This is a genomic window from Stenotrophomonas sp. YAU14A_MKIMI4_1 (assembly GCF_003086855.1).
Taxonomy (GTDB): domain Bacteria; phylum Pseudomonadota; class Gammaproteobacteria; order Xanthomonadales; family Xanthomonadaceae; genus Stenotrophomonas.
The window spans coordinates 2,083,507-2,100,390 of sequence record NZ_CP025998.1 but is presented as its reverse complement, the minus strand read 5'-3'; the positions used below and the strand labels follow the sequence as shown (position 1 = coordinate 2,100,390).

Genomic DNA, 16,884 nt, shown 5'->3' with positions numbered 1-16,884 from the left:
CATGAACTGGCGGACTTCGTGCTGGACCGCCTGCGCAAGGTGGCCATGGCGGCGTAAGGCCGCCACGCGGGGTCGGATCCCCGCAGGGGCTCTGACCCCTTCACGCCTCCCCTGTCCCAATGGGGTCAGAGCCCCTGCGGGGATCTGACCCCGTCGCGCCTCCCCTGCCCTGTTGGGATCGGACCCCCGCAGGGGCTCTGACCCCTTCACGCTTTTGGCACACCGCTTGCAGCTTCCCGGGCAACGTTCCTGTGGGAGTGCATCGTGCGCAACCTGATTACCGATTACCTGGGCGTCCACGCCCAGGCCATGCCGTTGCGCGAACAGCGCATGAAGCTGATCGCCAGCAACCTCGGCAACGCCGACACCCCCGGCTACAAGGCCCAGGACCTGGACTTCGATGCCGCCCTGCGCCACGCCCAGGGCCTGGATGCCAACGGTCTGATGACCACCACCAACGAGCAGCACTACGAAATCAGTAGTGGCCTGAACCCGTTCCAGGTGGCCCGTGAAGGGGTGCAGCCCAGCCTGGACGGCAACACCGTCGACCCCGATGCAGAGCGCGCCGCCTATGGCCGTGCTGCCCTGGAATACCGCGCCTCGCTCAGCTTCGTCGAAAGCAAGGTGCGTTCCATGCTGACCGCGATCACGGGGCAATAAGCCATGAGCAATCTGCCGATCTTCGATATCGCCGGTTCCGCGCTGCAGGCGCAGTCGGTGCGCATGAGCACCATCGCCTCCAACCTGTCCAACGCTGACAGCATCGCCGGCTCGGCCGACGCGGTGTACAAACCGCTGGAGCCGATCTTCCAGGCCGTCACCAGCAAGACCGATCCGAATGTCACTTCGGTGAAGGTGAAGGAAATCAGCCAGAGCGAAGCAGCGCCGATCAAGCGCTACGAGCCTGGCCACCCGCTGGCCGACGCCGAAGGCTACATCTACCAGCCCGACGTGGACCCGGTGGCGCAGATGGTCAACCTGATCTCGACCTCGCGCAATTACCAGGCCGGCGTGGAAATGCTGACCACCGCCAAGGAACTGGCCCTGGCCACCCTGACCATGGGCCGCTGAGGCGGACCCCTGAGGATTACCCGATGACCACCGTCTCTACCCAGACCAGCCAGGACGTGTACAGCGCCCTGGGCCTGACTGCCCCCAACAGCAACGCCAGCACGCGCAAGAGCACGCTGGACCAGGCCGACTTCCTGCGCCTGATGACCGAACAGCTGCAGCACCAGGACCCGCTGAAGCCGATGGACAACACGCAGATGGTCGCGCAGATGGCGCAGATGTCCACCGTGCAGGGCATTACCGATCTGAACACCACGGTGCAGGGCTTCCAGGAATCGATGGCCAGCGACCAGGTGCTGCGTGGCGCGGCGCTGGTCGGCCACGAAGTGCTGGTGCCTTCCACCAAGATGGTGCTGGGCGATGAAGGCGGTGCCAGCGGCGTGGTTGCTGCACCGGGCGCCGGCATCGTGAACGTGACTGTGACCGATGCCAACGGCAACACGGTCACCCAGCTGAGTGTTGAAGCTACCGCCGCCGGCGAAACCGCCTTCGAGTGGGACGGCAAGGATGCCAACGGCAACCGCGTGTCTGCCGGCGATTACACCATTGCCGCCACCCACACCGACACCGCTGGCGCGGAAACCAAGTTGTCCACCTATGTGCAGGCGCCGGTGGAAAGCGTGACCGTCGGCTCGGACGGCCTGTACCTGAACCTGAAGGGCCTGGGCACGGCCCCGATCGACTACGTGCTCCGCGTCAGCTGAGCCGCACATCCCGCATCTACCAGGAGCATCCCATGGGCTTCAACATCTCGCTGTCCGGCATCAATGCCGCCAACTCCGACCTGAGCGTCACCGCCAACAACGTCGCCAACGTCAACACCACCGGCTTCAAGGAATCGCGCGCCGAATTCGCCGACCTGTTCTCGGCCACCAGCTATGGCCTGTCGAAGAACTCGATCGGCTCGGGCGTGCGCGTTTCCAACGTGGCCCAGCAGTTCCTGCAGGGCAACAACGAGCAGACCGGGCGCAGCCTGGACATGGCCGTTTCCGGTGAGGGCTTCTTCACCATGAACATGAACGGTGCGCGCGTGTACACCCGCGCCGGCAACTTCCAGACCGATTCGGCCGGCTACGTGATCAACCCGCAGGGTGCACGCCTGCAGGTGTTCGCGCCGAACGCCGATGGCACCAACTTCGATGCCGGCCGCCTGGTCGACCTGCAGCTGCTGACCACCGACAGCCCGCCCAAGCAGACCAGCGAAGTGAAGGTGGGCTTCACCCTGCCGGCCAATGCCAGCGTGCCGACCGTGGGCACCTTCGACCCGACCGATTCGAACAGCTACAACTTCTCCAGTGGCGGCATCACCGTGTACGACTCGCTGGGCGTCAGCCACACCCAGGTGTCGTACTTCGAAAAGCTGCCGGGTGTGAACCAGTGGCGCGTGCACAACTACGTTGACGGCCAGGCCGCGGGCACGCCCACCGATCTGGAATTCGACAACGCCGGCACCCTGATCGACCCGGCCGACGGCAAGATCAGCCTGGGCACGTTCACCCCGACCACCGGTGCGGGCGTGCTGAACATGACCCTGGATGTGACCGGCTCGACCCAGTACGGCGAGAAGTTCGCCCTGCGCAACACCCAGCAGGATGGTTACGCGGCCGGCAAGCTCAATGAAATCACCGTTTCGGAAAGCGGCGTGGTGTTTGCCCGCTATTCCAACGGCGATGACAAGGCGCTGGGCCAGGTGGCACTGACCACCTTCAACAATCCGCAGGGCCTGGAAGCCAAGGGCAACAACCTGTGGGTGGAAACCTTCGATTCGGGCACCCCGCGCACCGGCTCTCCGGACACCTCGAACCTGGGCAAGATCCAGGCCGGCGCGCTGGAATCGTCCACCGTGGACCTGACCGAGCAGCTGGTGAACATGATCGTGGCCCAGCGCAACTTCCAGGCCAACGCGCAGATGATCACCACGCAGGACCAGATCACCCAGACCGTCATCAACATCCGTTGATGAGCTGCTGACCCTGTCACGGAACTCCCCGCATGGATAAAGCCCTTTACGTGGCGATGACCGGTGCCCGCGCCTCCCTGCAGGCGCAGGGTACGCTCAGCCACAACCTCGCCAACTCCGACACCCCCGGCTTCAAGGAAGCGCTGGCCAACACCGAGGCCTTCCCGATCCGTGGGCAGGGCTATGCCTCGCGGGTGGATGCGCTGCACGTCGACGCCGGTTTCAACCGCAGCGCCGGCGCGCAGCACATCACCGGCAAGCCGCTGGACCTGTCCTTGCAGACCGGCACCTGGCTGGCCGTGCAGGCCACCGATGGCAGCGAAGCCTACACCCGGGGGGCCGCGCTGTCGGTCACCCCCAATGGCCAGCTGGTGACGTCCAGCGGCCGTGCGGTGCTGGATGACAACAATAACCCCATCGCCATTCCGCCCTACCAGGCAATGGAAGTGGGCAACGACGGCACGATCTCGATCATTCCGCAGGGCGAAGGCCCGCAGACCATGGCGATGATCGGCCGCATCAAGATCGTGCAGGCACCAGACGAACGCCTGGAACGCGGCCTGGACGGCCTGTTCCGCAACACCGACCCGCAGCAGCCCTTCGCCCAGGCGCAGGGTGCCACCGTGCACAGCGGCCAGCTGGAAGGCAGCAACGTGGATGCCGCCGGTGCCTTGGTGCAGATGATCCAGCTGCAGCGCCAGTACGAAATGCAGGTGCAGGTGATCAAGCACGGCGACGACAACGCGCGCAGCGCCAACAGCCTGCTGCGCCTGGGCGGCTGACGGAATTCCGGCGCCGGCATGGGCCGGCGTTGGCACACCGCTTGCACACCCTTCACCAACGGCCGCACCGCGCGGCCCGCTTCAGCCAGACAGGATTCCGAAGATGAACCAGGCATTGTGGATCGCAAAAACCGGACTGGATGCGCAGCAGACGCGCATGTCGGTGGTTTCCAACAACCTCGCCAATACCAACACCACCGGTTTCAAGCAGGACCGCGCCAGCTTCGAAGACCTGCTGTACCAACAGGTGCGCCAGCCCGGCGGCGCCAGTTCGGCACAGACGCAGCTGCCGACCGGCCTGCAGCTGGGTACCGGCGTGCGCGTGGTGGCTACCTCGAAGAACTTCGAACAGGGCAGCCAGCAGCAGACCGGCCGCGCGCTGGACGTGATGGTCAACGGCCGTGGCTTCTTCGAAGTGCAGCTGCCCGACGGTAGTTCCGCGTACACCCGTGATGGCTCGTTCAAGATCAACCAGGACAGCGAGCTGGTGACCAACACTGGCTACCCGGTGCAGCCGGGCATCCAGATTCCCGAAGGCGCGCAGTCGGTCACCATCGGCAGCGACGGCACCATCAGCGTGAAGATGGCCGACGACGCTGCATCGGTGGAAGTGGGCGCGCTGACCCTGACCGATTTCGTGAACCCGGCCGGCCTGCAGGCCCGCGGCGAAAACCTGTTCCTGGAAACCACGGCATCGGGCCCCGCACAGAACGGCAACCCCGGCCTGAACGGTCTGGGCACCGTGGTGCAGGGTGCGCTGGAAGGCAGCAACGTGAACGTGGTGGAAGAGCTGGTGTCGATGATCGAAACCCAGCGCGCCTACGAAATGAACGCCAAGGCCATTTCCACCACCGACGCCATGCTCGGCTACCTGAACCAGAACGTCTGACCGCAACCACCGGGATACCGCCATGTCGCCCTTCTCTACCCTCGCCCGCACCGCGCTGTGCTGCGCCGTAACCGCCCTGCTGGGCGGCTGCGTGATTGCCGGCGACGTGCGCCCCTACCCCGCCATGGCCCCGGTGCAGCCGATCGTGCCGATGCAGGCCGCGCCCACCGCCGGCGCCATCTATGCCGCCGGCCCGACGCTGAACCTGTATGCCGACCGCCGCGCCCGCGATGTGGGTGATCTGCTGACCATCACCCTGCTGGAAAACACCACCGCGCAGACCAGTGCCAACACCGCCACCAGCAAGGAATCGGGCCTGACCATCGGCTCGCCTTCGCTGTTCGGCGCACCGGTCACCCTGGGCGGCAAGGACATCCTGAGCGCCAGCGCCAATGGCGAGCGCGAGTTCACCGGCAAGGGCAACAGCGCGCAGAGCAACCGCCTGCAGGGCAGCGTGACCGTCACGGTGGTGCAGCGCCTGCCCAACGGCAACCTGGTGGTGCAGGGGCAGAAGAACCTGCGCCTGAACCAGGGCGACGAACTGGTGCAGGTGCAGGGCATCGTGCGCCCCGGCGACATCAACCAGGACAACACGGTGCCTTCCAGCCGCGTGGCCGAGGCCCGCATCGTCTACGGCGGCCGTGGTGCCGTGGCGCAGTCCAACGCCATGGGCTGGCTGAGCCGCTTCTTCAATTCGGCGCTGGCGCCGTTCTGAGTACTGTCATGAAACTCTTCTCCTTCTCTTCCTGGCAGCGACGCATGGCGTCGCTCTACGGATCGATTTTCCTTGTGATGGCGGTGGTATCGCCGGCCAGTGCCGAGCGCATCAAGGACCTGGCCCAGGTGGGCGGCGTGCGCGGCAACGCGCTGGTTGGCTACGGCCTGGTGGTGGGTCTGGATGGCAGCGGCGACCGCACCAGCCAGGCGCCGTTCACCGTGCAGAGCCTGAAGAACCTGCTGGGCGAGCTGGGCGTGAACGTGCCGGCCAACGTGAACCCGCAGTTGAAGAACGTCGCCGCCGTGGCCATCCACGCCGAGCTGCCGCCGTTCGCCAAGCCCGGCCAGCCGATCGACATCACCGTGTCTTCCATCGGCAACGCCGTATCGCTGCGCGGCGGCTCGCTGCTGATGGCACCGCTGCGCGGTGCCGACGGCCAGATCTATGCCATCGCCCAGGGCAACCTGATCGTGGGCGGCTTCGGTGCGCAGGGCAAGGATGGTTCGCGCGTGTCGGTGAACGTGCCCAGCGTGGGCCGCATTCCCGGCGGCGCCACCGTTGAACGTGCCCTGCCCGATGTGTTCGGCGCCAACGGCGAGATCACCCTGAACCTGCACAACAACGATTTCACCACCGTCTCGCGCATGGTCGGTGCGCTGAACAATGCCTTCGGTGAGGGCGCCGCGCGTGCGGTGGATGGCGTGACCGTGGCCGTGCGTGCGCCCACCGACCCCGGTGCCCGCATCGGTCTGCTGGCCCGCATTGAAAACCTGGAACTGACCCCGGGCAGCGCGCCGGCCAAGGTGGTGGTCAATTCGCGCACCGGCACCGTGGTGATCGGCCAGCAGGTGCGCGTGGGCCCGGCGGCGATCTCGCATGGCTCGCTCACCGTCACCATCCAGGAAAACGCCAACGTCAGCCAGCCCAACGCGTTGGCCGGTGGCCAGACCGTAGTGACCCCGCAATCGACCATTACCGCCACCAACGATGGCAGCCGCATGTTCAAGTTCAGCGGTGGCACCAGCCTGGACGAGATCGTGCACGCGGTGAATGCGGTCGGTGCCGCGCCGGGCGACCTGATCGCGATCCTGGAAGCCCTGAAACAGGCCGGTGCGCTGAGCGCCGAGCTTGAGGTGATCTGACATGCGTATCACCCCCGCCCTTGAGCTGCACCCGACGCAGCAGAACGATCCGGCCAAGATCGACAAGGTCGCACGCCAGCTGGAAGGCCAGTTCGCGCAGATGCTGGTGAAGAGCATGCGCGATGCCAGCTTCGGCGATTCGCTGTTCCCGGGTGAAAACAAGGTCTTCCGGGACATGTACGACCAGAAGATTGCCGAGACCCTGACCCGCGGCAAGGGCCTGGGCCTGCACGAAACCATCGCCCGCCAGTTGTCCGGCAACCAGAGCGACGCCCCGGCGCTGGACACCCGCGTGGACCCGGCCAAGGCCAGCCGCGCCTACCAGTTGAACGCACCGGCCCAGGCGCCGTCACTGCCGCTGGAAGATGCCAGCAACGCACTGCGCATCCTGCAGCAGATGTCCGCCGGCGTGCAGGACGGCGCGCAATCGTCGGTGGCACCAATGGAACAGGCGCTGGACCTGATTGCCGGCCGCGAAAGCAGCAGCGCGCACCGTGCGCTGGGCACCGAGGATCCGTACGCCAGCAACATTGGTGGTGCCGATTGGGCCGCCGCCAGCGACCAGTGGGCGCCTACAGCCAGCAACCGTGGCAGTACTGGCACCGCCGCCGACGCACTGGCCAGCCGCACCGCGGTGGCCCAGCTGGGCGCACACACGCCGGAAGGCTTCGTGGCCAGCATCTGGCCGCACGCGCAGAACGCGGCCAAGGAACTGGGCGTGGATGCCCGCGCCCTGGTGGCCCAGGCGGCGCTGGAAACCGGCTGGGGCAAGCGCCAGATCAAGCACGCCGACGGCAGCACCTCGCACAACCTGTTCGGCATCAAGGCCACCGGCTGGAAAGGCCAGAGCGCAGTGGCCGGCACCCACGAATACGTGGATGGCGTGCGCCGTAACGAAACCGCCAGCTTCCGCGCCTACAGCTCGCCGGCCGAAAGCTTCGCCGATTACGTGCGCCTGCTGAAGACCAGCCCGCGCTACCAGCAGGCCCTGCAGGCCGGCACCGACGTGCAGGGCTTCGCCCGTGGCCTGCAGCGCGCCGGCTATGCAACTGACCCGAGCTACGCCGCCAAGATCGCCGCCATTGCCGGTGGCCCGACCATCGAACGCGCGGTTGCCGCGGTGACCGATGCCGGCGCCCGCCTTGGCCAGACCTTCGCCAGCACCGCAACCGCGGCGCTGGGTATCACCCGCCGTTGAGGAACCCCATGTCCAGCGTCCTTTCCACCGGTACCAACGCGCTGCTCGCCTTCCAGCGTGCCCTGGCGACGACCAGCCACAACGTCGCCAACATCAACACGCCCGGTTACAGCCGGCAGAAGGTCGACTTTGCCACCGCCGATCCGCAGAACTTCGGCTATGGCGACGTCGGCAACGGTACGCGTATCGTTGATATCCGCCGCACCGCCGACCAGCTGGCGATTTCCCGCCTGCTGGACAGCAGCGGCGAACTGGCGCGGCTGAAGCAGCTTTCCACCATGGCCGACCGCGTCGATGCGCTGTTCTCGGACACCGCCACCAATGTGTCCGGCGTCTGGTCCAACTTCTTCGATTCGGTCAGCGGCCTGTCGTCCAACGCGTCGGGCAGCGCCGACCGGCAGAACGTGCTGGACAGCGCCAACACGCTGGCCAACCGCTTCCAGCAGCTCAACAACAGCCTGAACACGCTCAACAGCGAAGTGAACAACGGCCTGACCGCCGCCGCCACCGAAATCAACCGGCTGGCTGCGGAAATCGCCCAGATCAACGGAGTGATCGGCAGCAATGCGGCCACCGCTGCGCCCGACCTGCTGGACCGCCGCGACCAGCTGATCGCCAACCTGGTGGGCTACACCGGCGGCACCGCCGTGGCCCAGGATGGCGGCACCCTGAACGTGTACACCGCCGGCGGCCAGGCCCTGGTGGTCGGCACCACCGCCTCGAAGGTGACCACGGTCACCGACCCCTACCAGCCCGAGCGCCTGCAGTTGGCGCTGCAGACCCAGGGCGGCAAGATCACCCTGGACCCGAAGCAGCTGGGCGGCCAGGTCGGTGGCATGCTGGAATTCCGCGACACCGTGCTGACCCCGGCCCAGGCCGAACTGGGCAAGCTGGCCGTGGGCCTGGCGACCACGTTCAACGAGACCCACCGCAACGGCGTGGATCTGTACGGCAACATGGGCGGCGACCTGTTCAACATCGGCAGCCCGCGCGTGACCGGCAACACCAGCAACACCGGCACTGCCTCGATCACCGCCAGCTACGGCGACCTGTCATCGCTGGATGCACAGAACATCGTGCTGAAGTACGACGGCACGCAGTGGCTGGCGATGCGTTCGGATACCGGCGCCAGCGTGGCCATGACCGGTACCGGCACCGCCACCGATCCGCTGAAGATCAATGGCGTGGAGCTGGTGGTGAGCGGCACCCCGGCCACCAATGACCGCTTCCTGCTGCAGCCCACCGCGGGCGTGGCCGGCAGCATCGGCGTGGCGATCACCGATACCTCGCGCCTGGCCGCGGCCGCGCCGATCAAGGGCAGTGCCGCGCTGGCCAACACCGGCACCGGCAAGCTGAGCGACGTGAAGGTGGCCGACGCCAGCAACGCGAACCTGCGCAACCCTGCCGCAATCGTGTTCACCTCGGCCACCGAATACACCATCGATGGCAATGGACCGTTCACCTACACCGCCGGCCAGGCGATCACCGCCAATGGCTGGAGTTTCGTGCTCGATGGCGCGCCGAAGACCGGCGATACCTTCAACATCACCCCCACCCCGGTCGGTTCGTCCGACAACAGCAATGCCCTGGCCCTGGCCAAGGTCGAGGACGCCAAGGCATTCAACGCCGGCACCATCACGTTGAACGGCGCACTGGGCGGGCTGACCACGCAGGTGGGCGCCGCCGCCCGTGCAGCGGAATATTCGCTGGATGCGCAGCAGGTGATCACCGACCAGGCACAGTCCGCGCGCGATTCGATTTCCGGGGTGAACCTGGATGAAGAAGCTGCCGACATGCTCCGCCTGCAACAGGCCTACCAGGCCGCTTCGCAGCTGATTTCCACTGCCGACACCATGTTCCAGACCATCCTGGGAGCTGTATCGCGATGAACAACCGCATTTCCACCGGGATGATGTTCAGCCAGTCCGTCTCGCTGATGTTGTCCAAGCAGGCCAAGATGAGCCACCTGGAACAGCAGCTGGCCACCGGCCAGCGCCTGGTATCGGCCAAGGACGACCCGGTCGCCGCCGGCACCGCGGTCAGCCTGGACCGCGCCGTGGCCGAACTCGATCGTTTCAAATCCAACGCCGACGTGGTGCAGAACCGCCTGGGCCTGCAGGAAAACGCCCTGTCCGGCGCCAACGAACTGATGGCGCGCATTACCGAACTGACCCTGCAGGCCAACAACCCTGCCCTGTCGGCGGCGGACCTGAAGTCGATCGGCTCGGAACTGCAGACGGTGTACGACAGCCTGCTGTCGCTGGCCAACACCACCGACGGCACCGGCCGCTACCTGTTCGGCGGCACCGACGATGCCGACGCGCCATTCAAGCTGGGCAACGGCACGGTCAGCTACAACGGCGACCAGACCCAGCGCCAGGTGGAAGTGGCACCGGACACCTTCGTGAAGGACGCCCTGCCCGGCAGCGAGATCTTCCTGCGCATCCGCACCGGCGATGGCACCCTGGATGGTGCGGCTGCAGCCGGCAATACCGGCAATGGCGTGCTCACCACGTTCGGTTTGAATTCTTCTTCCGGCAATTGGAATGGCGGCAGCTATTCCTTGAACTTTACCGCTGCCGATCAGTACGAAGTGCTCGATTCCACCGGCACCGTGGTCAGCACCGGCACATTCAAGGCCGGCGAGGACATCAGCTTCGAAGGCGTGTCGATGCGTATCGAAGGCACGCCCGCGGCCGGCGACAGCTTCAGCATCGGCCCGTCGGGCACCCGCGATGTGTTTTCCACGGTGCAGGGCATGATCGATGCGCTGAACACCGCCGCCAACACCCCCGCCGAGGTGGCCAACCAGCAGAACGCACTGCAGTCGGGCATCCGCGATATCGCCCGCGCCGCCGAACAGTTCATCGACGCGCGCTCGGCCGGTGGTGCGCAGCTGAAGGCCATCGACGATGCCGCCGCTACCCGCGAATCGAACGCGGTCACCCTGAAAACCACGCTGTCGTCGATCCGCGACCTGGATTACGCCGAAGCCGTGGGCCAGTACCAGCTTGAGCAGATCGCGCTGCAGGCCGCGCAGACGATCTTTACCCAGATGCAGCAGATGTCGCTGTTCAACGCGATCCGCTGAGCAGGCGCCTTCGTCGCGCGGCACTCCCCCGGGCCGCGCGACGAAGGCCGCTGAACCGCAGCCCGCCTGGGCTGCGGCACCCAACCACCGCCCCTCGGGACGGTGGCGTTGGCGTTTGTGCTAAAGACCGCCTTCCTGGCGCCGTTACTGGACCTTGCAAACGCGAAACACCTTCGCGTCGTGCATCGGTCGGCCACCTGGCGCCGGCCTTCGCCCACAGGAAGAGAAAAAATGGCACAAGTCATCAATACCAACGTGATGTCGCTGAACGCTCAGCGCAATCTGTCCACCAGCGGCAACAGCCTGGCGACCACGATCCAGCGCCTGTCGTCGGGCCTGCGCATCAACAGCGCCAAGGACGACGCCGCCGGCCTGGCGATCTCCGAGCGTTTCGGCACCCAGATCCGTGGCCTGGACGTGGCCGTGCGCAACGCCAACGACGGCATCTCGCTGGCCCAGACCGCCGAAGGCGCGATGGTTGAAATCGGCAACAACCTGCAGCGTATCCGCGAACTGTCGGTGCAGTCGGCCAATGCCACCAACTCCGACAGCGACCGCGAAGCGCTGAACGCCGAAGTGAACCAGCTGGTTTCGGAAATCGACCGCGTTTCCCGCCAGACCAACTTCAACGGCACCAAGCTGCTGGACGGTTCGTTCTCCGGCGCGCTGTTCCAGATCGGCGCCGATTCGGGCCAGACCATCGGCATCAACAGCATCGTCGATGCCAGCACCAGCGCCCTGGGCGAAGGCAAGTACGCTGCCACCCAGACCAGCACCGCAGCCATCTACGGCGACGCGGCTGCCGCTGATGGCAAGGTGACCGGCCTGAAGGTAAACGGCCAGGACATCGGTGACATCGCCTTCAAGGCCGGTGATACCGCCCTGTCGGTGGCCAAGAAGACCGTCAATGCCATCAACGACAAGATGGACCAGACCGGCGTCTACGCCGAGCTGGACGACGCCGGCAAGATGACCCTGACCTCGCTGAAGTCGGGCCAGGCGCTGGAATTCACCGCCGGCACGACCACCGACGCCGATCTGGCCCCGGCCTTCGCCGGCATCTCGGCCACCAAGGTCGACGCCACCGAATCGTCCACGGTCAGCAAGGTCGACATCTCCAGCATCGCCGGCGCCCAGAAGGCCCTGTCGATCGTTGACGATGCGCTGAAGGCGGTGAACTCCTCGCGCGCCGACATGGGTGCGATCCAGAACCGCTTCACCTCCACCATCGCCAACCTGAACACCACCTCGGAAAACCTGTCCGCCTCGCGCAGCCGTATCCGCGACACCGACTACGCCAAGGAAACCGCTGAACTGACCCGCACGCAGATCCTGCAGCAGGCCGGTACCGCGATGCTGGCCCAGGCCAACCAGTCGCCGTCCAGCGTGATGAGCCTGCTGCAGGGCTGATCCCCCGCAACGGCTGATGCAACACGGAAAGGCCGCCTTCGGGCGGCCTTTCTGCGTTTGGGCGCGAGCGCGATCACGCCCCCGTTGACATTGGCAAAAAAACTTTTCGCTGATCCCTAAAGGTCCGGCGCGGGGTGTCGTTATTGGTATCAACGGGGCACAACACCCCAGCGGTCCTCCCCCGGGGACCTCCCCTTTCCAGCACCAGATACAACTCTCGGAGAACGGCAATGGCACAAGTCATCAACACCAACGTGATGTCCCTGAACGCACAGCGCAACCTGTCGACCAGCGGCTCCAGCCTCGCCACCACGATCCAGCGCCTGTCCTCGGGCCTGCGCATCAACAGCGCCAAGGACGACGCCGCTGGCCTGGCCATCTCCGAGCGTTTCGGCACCCAGATCCGCGGCCTGGACGTCGCAGTCCGCAACGCCAACGACGGCATCTCGCTGGCCCAGACCGCCGAAGGCGCGATGGTCGAAATCGGCAACAACCTGCAGCGTATCCGTGAACTGTCGGTGCAGTCGGCCAACGCCACCAACTCCGACAGCGACCGCGAAGCGCTGAACGCCGAAGTGAAGCAGCTGGTTTCGGAAATCGACCGCGTGTCCCGCCAGACCAACTTCAACGGCACCAAGCTGCTGGACGGTTCGTTCTCCGGCGCGCTGTTCCAGGTCGGCGCCGATTCGGGCCAGACCATCGGCATCAACAGCATCGTCGACGCCAGCGCCAATGCACTGGGCGGCGTGAAGTTCGACGCCAACGACTTCACCGTTGCAGCGCAGACCGCCGGCAACAATGCCGACGTCAAGATCACCGGCATGAAGGTGACCGGTTCGGACGGCAAGGAAATCACCCTGGCGGACATCAACGTGAAGGCCGGTGTTGACGAGGCCGCCACCCAGAAGGCCACCGCCGCTGCCATCGCCACCGCCATCAACGAGAAGATGGACCAGACCGGTGTGTACGCCGAGGTGGACGCCACCGCCGGCAAGATCAACCTGACCTCGGTGCAGAACACCATCGCTGACGACGGCACCTTCAACGCCATCGACATCGACTTCGGCACCTGGACCGGCAACACCGCGCCGACCGGCTACACCGCCACCGCCGCGGCCACCGGCATCGATGCCCAGTACGCCTCGAACCTGGACATCTCCAGCGTGGCCGGTGCACAGCAGGCCCTGTCGATCGTCGACAAGGCGCTGACCGCGGTGAACTCCTCGCGTGCCGACATGGGTGCGATCCAGAACCGCTTCACCTCCACCATCGCCAACCTGAACACCACCTCGGAAAACCTGTCGGCCTCGCGCAGCCGTATCCGCGACACCGACTATGCCAAGGAAACCGCTGAACTGACCCGCACGCAGATCCTGCAGCAGGCAGGTACCGCGATGCTGGCCCAGGCCAACTCGGCACCGCAGAGCGTGATGAGCCTGCTGCAGGGTTGATTCCTGCCGCCGCGCATTGAACGCAGAAAGCCGCCTTCGGGCGGCTTTTCTGCGTCTGCAGTTCCGCTGTCGGGCCACACCGCGCGCGCATGAACACACTCAGCAAAACACGGCCAAATTCCTGCTAAAGACGGTTGACATGTCGCCGTTATTGATTTCAGCCGAGGCATTCCAACTGCAGCGGCCCCTCCTACGGGAGGCCTCTCAACCGTCGGCGACATCATCGCCACCAGGAGCAAGAAAATGGCACAAGTCATCAATACCAACGTGATGTCGCTGAACGCCCAGCGCAACCTGTCCACCAGCGGTTCCAGCCTGGCGACCACGATCCAGCGCCTGTCTTCGGGCCTGCGCATCAACAGCGCCAAGGACGACGCCGCCGGCCTGGCGATCTCCGAGCGTTTCGGCACCCAGATCCGCGGCCTGGACGTTGCCGTGCGCAACGCCAACGACGGCATCTCGCTGGCCCAGACCGCCGAAGGCGCGATGGTCGAAATCGGCAACAACCTGCAGCGTATCCGTGAACTGTCGGTGCAGTCGGCCAACGCCACCAACTCCGACAGCGACCGCGAAGCGCTGAACGCCGAAGTGAAGCAGCTGGTTTCGGAAATCGACCGCGTTTCCCGCCAGACCAACTTCAACGGCACCAAGCTGCTGGACGGTTCGTTCTCCGGCGCACTGTTCCAGGTCGGCGCTGATTCGGGCCAGACCATCGGCATCAACAGCATCGTCAACGCCAGCGCCAACGCACTGGGCGGCGCCCAGTTCGACTCGAACTCGCTGACCATCGGCGCCACCGCCGTCACCGCTGGCGAAGGCCTGAAGATCACCGGCATGAAGGTGACCGGTTCGGATGGCAAGGCCATCGACCTGGGCGACATCGAGGTGAAGGCCACCGGCACCACCGCCGCTGACATGCAGGGCGCCGCCGCCAAGGCCGTGGCCGCCGCCATCAATGAAAAGATGGACCAGACCGGCGTCTACGCCCAGGTTGACGGCACCGATGCCACCAAGATCAACCTGACCGCGATCAAGGACAGCGTTAACGCCTCGGGCGCCTTCACCGCCTTCGGCGTGACCGCCGGCACCTGGACCAACACCGCCGGCACCCCGGCTGCCACCACCGCTCCGACCTTCACCGCTTCCACCGGCGCCCCGACCAACAAGACCTTTGCTGCTGACCTGGACATCGGCAGCGTGGCCGGTGCACAGCAGGCGCTGGCCGTGGTCGACAAGGCGCTGACCGCAGTGAACTCCTCGCGTGCCGACATGGGTGCGATCCAGAACCGCTTCACCTCCACCATCGCCAACCTGAACACCACCTCGGAAAACCTGTCCGCCTCGCGCAGCCGTATCCGCGACACCGACTACGCCAAGGAAACCGCTGAACTGACCCGCACGCAGATCCTGCAGCAGGCCGGTACCGCGATGCTGGCCCAGGCCAACCAGTCGCCGTCCAGCGTGATGAGCCTGCTGCAGGGCTGATCCCCTACGCCGGTTCATGCAGTACGCAAAGGCCGCCTTCGGGCGGCCTTTCTGCGTTTGGGGCGGCTGCCGGAACCGCACGCACCCCGGCTGGCACGGGCCTTGCAGCGGCGCATGCATCGGCGCACGCGCGTGCGCTCAAGCTTCCATTCCGGCGGCCGATAGCCATTGCAACGGCAGTGGCTTCGCCCGCCCACAGCACAAGGAATCCTCATGGCCATCGGAACCATCGGTACGGGTCTCGACATCCCTACCCTCGTCGCGCAGTTGGTCGCCAAAGAGCGCGAGCCGCAGGAAAACCAGATCAACGCGCTGGGCACGGCTGCGACCTCGAAGCTGTCGGCCATCAGCACCATCAAGAGTGGCCTGGCCAACCTGCAGACCGCGCTGGCCACCCTGGTGAAGAGCGCCGACAACCCCGGCTACAAGACCACGCTCGGCACCGATGCCACCTTCACCGCCGCGGTCGATACCGGCGACAACGCCACCAGCCCGGTGGCCGGCACCCACCAGGTGCAGGTACAGCAGCTGGCACAGAACCAGAAGCTCAGTTCCAAGGCCTTCGACAAGGATGCGGCGATCGGCGGCGGTAAATTGACGATCGGCTACGGCGACACCAGCCTGGAAGTGGATATTGCCGCCGACAGCAAGCTGGCCGACGTGGCCAAGGCGATCAACAAGGCCTCGGCCGGCAAGGGCGTGGTCGCTTCGGTGGTGACCGCCGACGATGGCCAGCACCTGGTACTGACCGCCGTGGATTCCGGCGAAGCCGGCGCGATCACGGTCACCCCGTCCGGCGGCAACGGCACCCTGGATGACCTGGCCTATGACGGCACCGCCGCCTCGAAGATGGAAGTGATGGTGGAAGCCAAGGACGCGATCGTGATCGTGGACGGCTTCACCCGTACCTCCAGCTCCAACACGATCTCCGACCTGGTGCCGGGCGTCACGCTCACGCTGACCAAGGCCAACCCGGACGTGAAGCAGACCCTGACCATCGGCCGCGACAACAGTGCGCTGAAGGCCAACCTGACCGCCTTCGTGACCGCCTACAACGCGATCAACACCACCCTGAAGTCGGCCACCGCCTATAACAGCGAGACCAACACGGCCTCGGCACTGACCGGCGATGCCATGGTGCGCGGCCTGCAGCAGCAGCTGCGCGGGCAGATGAGCCCCAACGTGAACGAACTGAAGGCGCTGGGCATCACCCTGGCCACCGACGGCACCATGAGCCTGGACAGCACCAAGCTGGACGCAGCCATCGCCAAGGATCCCGAATCGGTCAGCAACCTGTTCGGCGCCGACGGCAAGGTCGGCAAGTCGATGACCGACATGTTGAAGAGCAACCTGGACGCCACCACCGGCACCATCACTCAGCGCACCAACACACTGAACAAGCAGATCAAGGATCTGGAAAAGCGCCTGGACGATCTGGATGCGCGCATGGAACAGGTGTCCACCCGCTACACCAAGCAGTTCACCTCGATGGAATCGCTGGTCAGCCAGATGCAGACCACCAGCGACTACCTGACCCAGCAGCTGGCCAAGAAGACCAGCAGCTGAACCCGCACGGCGGCGCTCAAGTTTGGCGCTGCCGGCGCCGATACAAACAGCAACACAATGCAGGGCCCGTGGCGGGCCCTGATGCCACCGACAGGCCATGCGCCGGGTGGCCAACCAGGAG

The 16,884-nt window shown here is 65.7% G+C and carries 15 protein-coding genes; all 15 read left to right on the top strand.

Going from position 1 to position 16,884, the window contains the following annotated elements; all coding sequences use genetic code 11:
• Positions 1-264 precede the first annotated feature (264 nt).
• The 15 genes from flgB (at position 265) to fliD (ending at position 16,763) form a co-directional block, all read left to right on the top strand.
• A complete protein-coding gene (flgB, locus tag C1931_RS09640; RefSeq protein ID WP_075075988.1) occupies positions 265-660 on the top strand; it encodes a flagellar basal body rod protein FlgB in 396 nt (131 codons plus the stop codon).
• Between the two features lie 3 nt (positions 661-663).
• Positions 664-1,071 carry a flagellar basal body rod protein FlgC gene (gene flgC / locus C1931_RS09635; RefSeq protein ID WP_108749581.1) on the top strand — a complete coding sequence of 136 codons (408 nt, stop codon included), beginning with the start codon at positions 664-666 and terminating at the stop codon, positions 1,069-1,071.
• A gap of 23 nt (positions 1,072-1,094) precedes the next feature.
• Entirely contained in the window at positions 1,095-1,775 is a 681-nt protein-coding gene (locus C1931_RS09630) for a flagellar hook capping FlgD N-terminal domain-containing protein (RefSeq protein ID WP_108756142.1), read from the top strand.
• 32 nt (positions 1,776-1,807) lie between these two features.
• Entirely contained in the window at positions 1,808-3,031 is a 1,224-nt protein-coding gene (gene flgE, locus C1931_RS09625) for a flagellar hook protein FlgE (RefSeq protein WP_049461067.1), read from the top strand.
• A 32-nt stretch (positions 3,032-3,063) separates the two neighbouring features.
• Positions 3,064-3,813, top strand: coding sequence for a flagellar basal body rod protein FlgF (locus tag C1931_RS09620; protein ID WP_108749578.1), 750 nt, complete (start codon positions 3,064-3,066; stop codon positions 3,811-3,813).
• Positions 3,814-3,916: 103 nt separating this feature from the next.
• Positions 3,917-4,702 (top strand): flagellar basal-body rod protein FlgG, encoded by a 786-nt coding sequence (flgG, locus tag C1931_RS09615; RefSeq protein WP_049461063.1) that lies wholly within the window; start codon positions 3,917-3,919, stop codon positions 4,700-4,702.
• A gap of 22 nt (positions 4,703-4,724) precedes the next feature.
• A complete protein-coding gene (flgH, locus tag C1931_RS09610) occupies positions 4,725-5,417 on the top strand; it encodes a flagellar basal body L-ring protein FlgH (RefSeq protein WP_108756141.1) in 693 nt (230 codons plus the stop codon).
• An 8-nt stretch (positions 5,418-5,425) separates the two neighbouring features.
• Positions 5,426-6,562, top strand: coding sequence for a flagellar basal body P-ring protein FlgI (locus tag C1931_RS09605; protein WP_108756140.1), 1,137 nt, complete (start codon positions 5,426-5,428; stop codon positions 6,560-6,562).
• Between the two features lies 1 nt (position 6,563).
• On the top strand, positions 6,564-7,760 hold the full coding sequence (flgJ, locus tag C1931_RS09600) for a flagellar assembly peptidoglycan hydrolase FlgJ (protein ID WP_108756139.1): 1,197 nt from the start codon (positions 6,564-6,566) through the stop codon (positions 7,758-7,760).
• A gap of 8 nt (positions 7,761-7,768) precedes the next feature.
• A complete protein-coding gene (gene flgK / locus C1931_RS09595; RefSeq protein WP_049461056.1) occupies positions 7,769-9,649 on the top strand; it encodes a flagellar hook-associated protein FlgK in 1,881 nt (626 codons plus the stop codon).
• Positions 9,646-10,851 (top strand): flagellar hook-associated protein FlgL, encoded by a 1,206-nt coding sequence (gene flgL / locus C1931_RS09590; RefSeq protein WP_108756138.1) that lies wholly within the window; start codon positions 9,646-9,648, stop codon positions 10,849-10,851. The genes flgK and flgL overlap by 4 nt, the downstream gene beginning before the upstream one ends.
• 231 nt (positions 10,852-11,082) lie before the next feature.
• On the top strand, positions 11,083-12,261 hold the full coding sequence (locus tag C1931_RS09585; protein ID WP_108756137.1) for a flagellin: 1,179 nt from the start codon (positions 11,083-11,085) through the stop codon (positions 12,259-12,261).
• Between the two features lie 230 nt (positions 12,262-12,491).
• Positions 12,492-13,712 carry a flagellin gene (locus tag C1931_RS09580; RefSeq protein ID WP_108756136.1) on the top strand — a complete coding sequence of 407 codons (1,221 nt, stop codon included), beginning with the start codon at positions 12,492-12,494 and terminating at the stop codon, positions 13,710-13,712.
• Between the two features lie 243 nt (positions 13,713-13,955).
• Positions 13,956-15,197 (top strand): flagellin, encoded by a 1,242-nt coding sequence (locus tag C1931_RS09575; protein WP_108756135.1) that lies wholly within the window; start codon positions 13,956-13,958, stop codon positions 15,195-15,197.
• A gap of 207 nt (positions 15,198-15,404) precedes the next feature.
• Positions 15,405-16,763, top strand: a complete 1,359-nt coding sequence (gene fliD, locus C1931_RS09570; protein WP_199913928.1) for a flagellar filament capping protein FliD — start codon at positions 15,405-15,407, stop codon at positions 16,761-16,763.
• Positions 16,764-16,884: the final 121 nt, after the last annotated feature.

Coding starts and splice junctions, on each gene's coding strand:
- flgC (WP_108749581.1), top strand. CDS start 664: ATGAGCAATCTGCCGATCTTCGATATCGCCGGTTCCGCGCTGCAGGCG.
- C1931_RS09630 (WP_108756142.1), top strand. CDS start 1,095: ATGACCACCGTCTCTACCCAGACCAGCCAGGACGTGTACAGCGCCCTG.
- flgE (WP_049461067.1), top strand. CDS start 1,808: ATGGGCTTCAACATCTCGCTGTCCGGCATCAATGCCGCCAACTCCGAC.
- C1931_RS09620 (WP_108749578.1), top strand. CDS start 3,064: ATGGATAAAGCCCTTTACGTGGCGATGACCGGTGCCCGCGCCTCCCTG.
- flgG (WP_049461063.1), top strand. CDS start 3,917: ATGAACCAGGCATTGTGGATCGCAAAAACCGGACTGGATGCGCAGCAG.
- flgH (WP_108756141.1), top strand. CDS start 4,725: ATGTCGCCCTTCTCTACCCTCGCCCGCACCGCGCTGTGCTGCGCCGTA.
- C1931_RS09605 (WP_108756140.1), top strand. CDS start 5,426: ATGAAACTCTTCTCCTTCTCTTCCTGGCAGCGACGCATGGCGTCGCTC.
- flgJ (WP_108756139.1), top strand. CDS start 6,564: ATGCGTATCACCCCCGCCCTTGAGCTGCACCCGACGCAGCAGAACGAT.
- flgK (WP_049461056.1), top strand. CDS start 7,769: ATGTCCAGCGTCCTTTCCACCGGTACCAACGCGCTGCTCGCCTTCCAG.
- flgL (WP_108756138.1), top strand. CDS start 9,646: ATGAACAACCGCATTTCCACCGGGATGATGTTCAGCCAGTCCGTCTCG.
- C1931_RS09585 (WP_108756137.1), top strand. CDS start 11,083: ATGGCACAAGTCATCAATACCAACGTGATGTCGCTGAACGCTCAGCGC.
- C1931_RS09580 (WP_108756136.1), top strand. CDS start 12,492: ATGGCACAAGTCATCAACACCAACGTGATGTCCCTGAACGCACAGCGC.
- C1931_RS09575 (WP_108756135.1), top strand. CDS start 13,956: ATGGCACAAGTCATCAATACCAACGTGATGTCGCTGAACGCCCAGCGC.